The organism is Microcystis sp. LE19-10.1B, assembly GCF_027530565.1.
In the GTDB taxonomy this organism is placed as follows: domain Bacteria; phylum Cyanobacteriota; class Cyanobacteriia; order Cyanobacteriales; family Microcystaceae; genus Microcystis; species Microcystis aeruginosa.
This window is the reverse complement of sequence record NZ_JAPZQM010000191.1, coordinates 1-6,168: the sequence shown is the minus strand read 5'-3', so window position 1 is coordinate 6,168 and position 6,168 is coordinate 1. Positions and strand designations below refer to the sequence as shown.

4 protein-coding genes are annotated in these 6,168 nt (G+C 46.5%); 3 read left to right on the top strand and 1 reads right to left on the bottom strand.

The window, feature by feature from the left end; translation table 11 throughout:
* The first annotated feature begins 198 nt into the window (after positions 1 to 198).
* Complete coding sequence (locus O9332_RS07060) at positions 199 to 1,152, top strand: tetratricopeptide repeat protein (RefSeq protein WP_002762560.1); 954 nt, start codon at positions 199 to 201, stop codon at positions 1,150 to 1,152.
* Between the two features lie 14 nt (positions 1,153 to 1,166).
* Here the strand turns inward: O9332_RS07060 and O9332_RS07055 are convergent, their stop codons facing one another.
* Positions 1,167 to 4,094 (bottom strand): DEAD/DEAH box helicase, encoded by a 2,928-nt coding sequence (locus O9332_RS07055; protein WP_002762561.1) that lies wholly within the window; start codon positions 4,092 to 4,094, stop codon positions 1,167 to 1,169.
* Positions 4,095 to 4,429: 335 nt separating this feature from the next.
* On the opposite strand from O9332_RS07055, the gene O9332_RS07050 reads away from it, so the two are divergent.
* Positions 4,430 to 5,365 carry a GGDEF domain-containing response regulator gene (locus O9332_RS07050; protein ID WP_043999403.1) on the top strand — a complete coding sequence of 312 codons (936 nt, stop codon included), beginning with the start codon at positions 4,430 to 4,432 and terminating at the stop codon, positions 5,363 to 5,365.
* A complete protein-coding gene (locus O9332_RS07045; protein ID WP_288024526.1) occupies positions 5,362 to 6,144 on the top strand; it encodes a transporter substrate-binding domain-containing protein in 783 nt (260 codons plus the stop codon). Before O9332_RS07050 ends, O9332_RS07045 begins: the two co-directional genes overlap by 4 nt.
* Positions 6,145 to 6,168 lie beyond the last annotated feature (24 nt).

The window sequence follows — 6,168 nt, the reverse complement described above, 5'->3', positions numbered from 1 at the left end:
GGGGGGGGTGGGGTGTGGGGGGTGGGGTGTGGGGTGTGGGGTGTGGGGTGGGGGGTGGGGGGTGTGGGGTGTGGGGTGTGGGGGGTGGGGTGTGGGGTGTGGGGTGTGGGAAAAATAAATAAAAATAATCTCCTGTCTCCTGCATTTGACAGGCTGTCTGTTGATCGATCGAGAAAGTTTCCTCAGAATGGGGAGTATATGCACAAAGATACTCCTATGTCAACGGTTTTGAAAAATTTTCTTCCTCGCCTCGGTGGATTGGTTATTGTTGCACTGCTCTGCTCGCTTGTGCTGGGGGGATGGCCTCGGCAGGGAAAAGCGGCTCAATCAGTACATTTGTCCTACTGGTTGCGATCGGGAATTGAACAACTAGAGGCGGGTAATTATCAGCAAGCTTTGCAGGATTTCAATCAGTCGATCGAACGGGAAAATAACTTGGCCCTAGCCTACAGTAATCGCTGTTTAACTGAGATTTATTTGCAGGATTATCTCCACGCTTGGCAGGACTGCACCCGCTCTTTACAACAGCAATCCGATAATTATCTAGCCCATTTCCATCGGGGTTTAGCTTTTTATCGTTTGGGAGATTATCCACAGGCGCTGACCGATTATAACCAGACTATCCGGTTAAAACCCAGCTATTATCAAGCCTACTATAATCGGGGTTTAGTTCAGGCAGCCATGAAAAATTATCCCCTTGCCCTAGCTGATTTTAATCAATCCTTGCGTCAAATTACTAACTGGCAACCCGACACTTTAGCCACTATTTATAATGATCGAGGTTTATCTCATTTAGCCCTCCACAATTTTACCTCAGCCAAAGCGGATTTTAATCAAGCTCTCCGGTTAAATAAAAATAACGCTTCAGCCTACTATAATCTAGCTTGTACCGCTCACCAATTAGGTGAATACGACCGCTCGATCGCTCATTTAAATCAGGCGATTGCCATCGATCCTTTTTATGCCGATGCTTATATTAGAAGGGGATTACTGCGGCATCAATTGGGTTATTATCAATCAGCTTTAGCGGATTTAAATCAAGGAGCCAATCACCTCTATCAACAGGGATTGCACCACAATTATCAGCAAATCCTCGCCCTCATCGAGCAGATTCACCAACAGTTACTTTCCTTACCATCTCCCATTGTTTAAAAGAGCGATCAATATTATAAAGGAAAGCGCTTCATGGCTGTGACGGCGAGACGGGCATTATCTTTAAGGACTTGGGAAACTCGGGGAATTTGGGGAATTTGCCAGAGAACATCGACGGTGCGCCGTAATAATCGCACTAGATCTCCCTCATCGAGGCTAGTATTTTCGCACAATTCCGGCCAGGATGTCCCTTGGGCCCAACGGGAGGCAATCCCCATCAGTTGGGTTTCTAACCAGACGGGAATAGTTATATCGTAGCGAGATTGAGCTTGATAGAGTAAACGGCGAACTTCTCGCAGACCGGGGGAATTTCCCTCTCCTTGCCGCAAAATATCGATAACTTCTGGCACAGGAGGGTAATTGCACCAAGTATCGGGGCGAGGGGGTTCCGTAATCATGGCGCTGATGGCGGCGGCTAGTTGGCTAGGAGTCAATCGGTCCAAATCTCCGGACATCATCGCTAATCCTAACCAGAGTTCATTTTCCCCGCGAATAGTGGCCGCCGCTTCTCCGAGGGGAGTGGGCAAATAACCCTCTAATGCTTGGAATTCCCGCAAAATCTCGATTAGATTCAGAAATTCTTCCCAGTAGTAGGATTTACGCGATTGTTGTTTTTGGTATTTAATCTGGGTCTTGTGTAACTTATCGCGAGCAATCTCTCGATCGTAGTATAATTTCATCAATCGCCCTGGATTTTTGCGTTTTTGCAGGGGATGAGCGGCAATTTGACTATTGACAATTTCAATTTTTTGTGCTTGTGTTGCCAGTTCCGCCACTGGTGGGATGCCCTGCACTTGTTGGGGGATTAAATCGGCGATCGCCTGAGTATTTTCCTCACCCTTGCGCCAACCCCCTAGGGAAACAGCTTCTAGGGAAGGGGGTATCAGTTCGCCTAATTCCGCGGGAGTGAGAAAACCTCGATCGATCTCGCTAATATCGGCATAGGCGGCTAAATACCAGCGATTATCACTACCTAAACAAACAAGGGTTCGCACTTGACCGGCTCCGTGCAGGGTATTGACGAAGATAGCGGGGACGGGGACGGGAACCTTAATATGTTTGCCCTTGAGATGGAGGATGGTTCCGACGGGAATATTCGGCAATTTTAGATGTATTTCCTGTCTTTTCTGTGCCTCTGACTGACTAGCGAGGATTTTATACAGTCTTTCTTCTTCCCGCAGTCTTTCCCGTAGCTTTTCGTAACTAAAGACCTGCTCCCGTTCGATACCGGCTAATTCCATATCCAACTTAGCCAATTCGGTGGTTAAGGCGGTAATCTGTTGTCGTTCGGGGCTTAACTTCAAACGAGCGAGATATTCGGCGAAACTGCGCTCTAAGAGGTCTTTGGCCTCCTCTAGACTGTGTTTTTGCAGGAGATTTAAGACCATGCCGTAACTGGGCGCAAAACAGCTTTGCAGGGGTTCTGGTTGAGCGATGGCCAGAAAAGCCGCTTCTTTTGCCCCTTCAAAGGGCGTTTGTACTGTCACCACATGGCCCACCGCGTCCATTCCCCGGCGACCGGCCCGGCCGGCAATCTGGACAAATTCCGAGGGAGTCAGCATACTATGGCCATCATCGGTGCGTTTGGAGAGGGCCGAGATAACGGTGGTGCGAGCGGGCATATTAATCCCGGCTGAGAGGGTAGCGGTGGCAAAAACCACCTTAATTAAACCAGCTTCAAAGAGTTGTTCGACTAATTCTTTCCAGAGGGGTAAAATCCCGGCATGGTGAACACCACAGCCCCGGGTGAGGGGTTCCACTTGGTCGGCCCGCACCAATTGGGAAGCACTGGCTAGGAATTCAAACAGTTGATTTTTCGTCTCGGGGGCGGCGGTTAAGAGGCTGAGGAGTTGATCGTCGGACTGGGGGTTATTAGCGAAAAAAGCCAGTAATTTCTGGTGTAGAGGCGGATTTTCGACGGCAAAGAAGGAAAGGGCTAGTTCTTGCAGATTGGGATTATCTTCCAGAAAGAAAATGAGTAAACGGTAGTAAATGGCTCTAGCTTCTTCTTGATTAACGAGATTGAGGTTTTTTAGCTCTCGAATCGCCTGATCGCAACCTTTACGGCTGAAAATGACGTAAATGGCTGGGAGCATATCCTTGTCCCGCAGAGTGGTGACAATCGAGGCGATGGTGGGACAATCTTCTCGTTTTAAGCGTCGGGGTTTGCCGTGGCCGACTTTTGAGCGTAGTTTCGGGTTAACTTTGCTCTGTTTTGGGTCGAGCAGCGGGAATAATCCCTCTTTATTGGCGAAATAAAAGCGCAGGGGGACGGGGCGAAAATCGGAGTTAATTAGCTCGCAGCTGGAGGTCTGTTTATTGTCGCCGGATTGGGGCAGTTGCCGCACCCAGTTAATCCAGTCGGTGAGTTCCCCGGGGTTGCCGATGGTGGCGGAGAGGGCGACTAATTGGATACTAGGGGGACAGTAGATAATTGATTCTTCCCAAACGGTGCCGCGACCTCGATCGCTGATATAGTGACATTCATCGAGAACTAGGGTTTCCACGTTTTCTAGGGAAGTGCCTACCTCACCGATTGGAGTTTGGTACAGCATATTGCGAAAAATTTCTGTAGTCATGACTACAATTAATGCGGAGGGATTGATCACCACATCACCGGTAATCAATCCCACTTCCGCAAAGAGCAGCGGGGAATCCTCATCGCCATCGGTGGGGGTGCGACCGAATTTTTCTTGAAAATCCCGGAATTTTTGGTTAGAAAGAGCTTTCAGGGGAGTGGTGTAGAAAACCCGTTTGCCCCTTTCGAGGGCGCGATAGATGGCGTATTCTCCGATTAAGGTTTTGCCGGAACCGGTGGGAGCGCAGACCACCACTGATTTACCGGCAGCGAGAGCAGCGATCGCCGATTGCTGGAAGTCGTCGAGTTTAAAGGGAAAAATGGTTTTGAGATCCAAAGAAGTAGGGTTGAGGGACTCTTTCACGTCAAGTCTAAGAGGAGAAATTTTTAAAATTGTGGCTATTCTGGCTGGCTTTTTTTATTCTAGTCGAAAAAAGCGGACTTCTAGAAACTAGGGATAAGCTTAAGTAGGTGGGTGGAATTAAATATAAGATGAACGTAGGTTGGGTTGAAGCATGAAACCCAACCCCCGATTATGTTACGCTACCGCTAACCCATCCTACAAATAATTGTGCCTCCCTACTTAACCTTTGGGGGCGATGCCCAATCCCATCATACTTCATCTGTATAAGAAATGCTGTATCACTAATAATTGTATCTCTATTTTGTCCTTAACTTAATTACCTATACTTACTGATGATGATTAAATTTCGTGCTGAAGACTGTCTAATTTTATTGGTTGATGATGTCGGTAAAAATCTCCAATTGGCTGTGAATATTCTTGATTCTGCTGGTTATGCCACTATTTATGCTAGTAGTGTTAAACAGGCAATAATAGAACGAGTAGAAACTGCTAATCCTGACCTAATTCTTCTTGACTTAATGATGCCAGAGATGGGGGGAATAGAACTTTGTCGAAGACTAAAAAGTAATGCTTTATACGCTCATATACCGATTATTTTTGTAACAGATAGTGAGGAAAAAGAAGATATTATCAATGCTTTTAATTCTGGGGCTGTGGACTACGTAAATAAACCCTTTTATAGTTGGGAACTGTTAGCCAAAGTTAAAATTCATTTAGAACTGAAAAAAACCCAAGAAGAACTGAAAAATATCAATTATCAACTAGAAAAGCTAGTCAGAACTGATAGCCTAACTGGGGTAAATAATCGTCGAGAGATTCTCGCCTTGGGCGAGAAAGAATTGCAACGATGTCGTCGTTATCATCGTTATTTTTCGCTTGTATTCATTGATATCGACCATTTTAAACATATTAACGATACCTTTGGTCATCTCCTAGGGGACAAAACTTTAATTACTGTCGCTGGGGCAATTAAAAACTGTCTGCGTCAAGTGGATAGTTTTGGGCGCTTTGGGGGCGAGGAATTTGTCGCTATTCTCCCAGAAACTAATCTTGAAGATGCTGCTACCACAGCCTGGCGCATTTGTCAAGTAATTAACAAGTTAAATATTGAAATTGATCGACAAAAAGTGCGAGTTACTGCTAGTATTGGTGTGGCAACATTTAGCCCTGAAGATAATAATCTAGAAGCGGTGATCGAGCGGGCTGATCGTGCCATGTTTGCCGCTAAAAATCAAGGTAGGAATCGAGTTAGTTTAGGTAAAACAGTATGAAAAATTTGTTATTGATTCTTGGTTTTTTGCTCTTGGGTGTAGCCCCAAGTTTTAGCGCCGATCTCGATACAATTATACGCCGGGGAAAATTAATTGTCGCTGTCAAAAATAATCTCCCTCCCCTCGCTTTCCTTGATTCTCAGGGTAATCTGCAAGGATTGGAAATCGACATCGCTAAACGTCTAGCGTCAGAAATTCTCGGTTCTGACAGTGCTATTATTCTCAAACCCGTTAGTAATCAAGAACGTTTACAGGTGGTTATTGATGATCGAGTAGATTTTGCGATCGCTCGTGTGGCGATTACTCCTGCACGTCAGCGCTTAGTGGATTTTAGCCCCTTTTATTACCTCGATAGCAGCGGTTTTGTGACGAAAAACCCGCAATTGCAGCGTTTAGAAGACTTAGCTAACTCTAGAATCGCCGTACTCAACGGCTCGACGACAATCGCCCTTGTGCGTTCCAATTTACCTAAGGCTACCCTGCGCGGGGTTGCTTCCTATCAAGAAGCTTTAAATTTACTGGAAACGGGGGAAATAGACGCTTTTGCGGCTGATAATAGCCTTTTAACCGGTTGGGTGCAGCAATTCTCCAATTATCATCAATTACCGATCCAGTTGGGTGCGATCGCTCTAGGAGTCGTTCTCCCTAAAGGTTTACAGTACCAAAGTCTCCGAGAACGCGTCAATCAAGCGATCGAGCGGCTAGAATCCACCGGCTGGTTAGCAGAACGGGTGAACTATTGGGGACTCCCCCTGAGAATTCGGGAAATGGGAAGATAGGGTGTGGGGTGTGGGGTGTGGGGA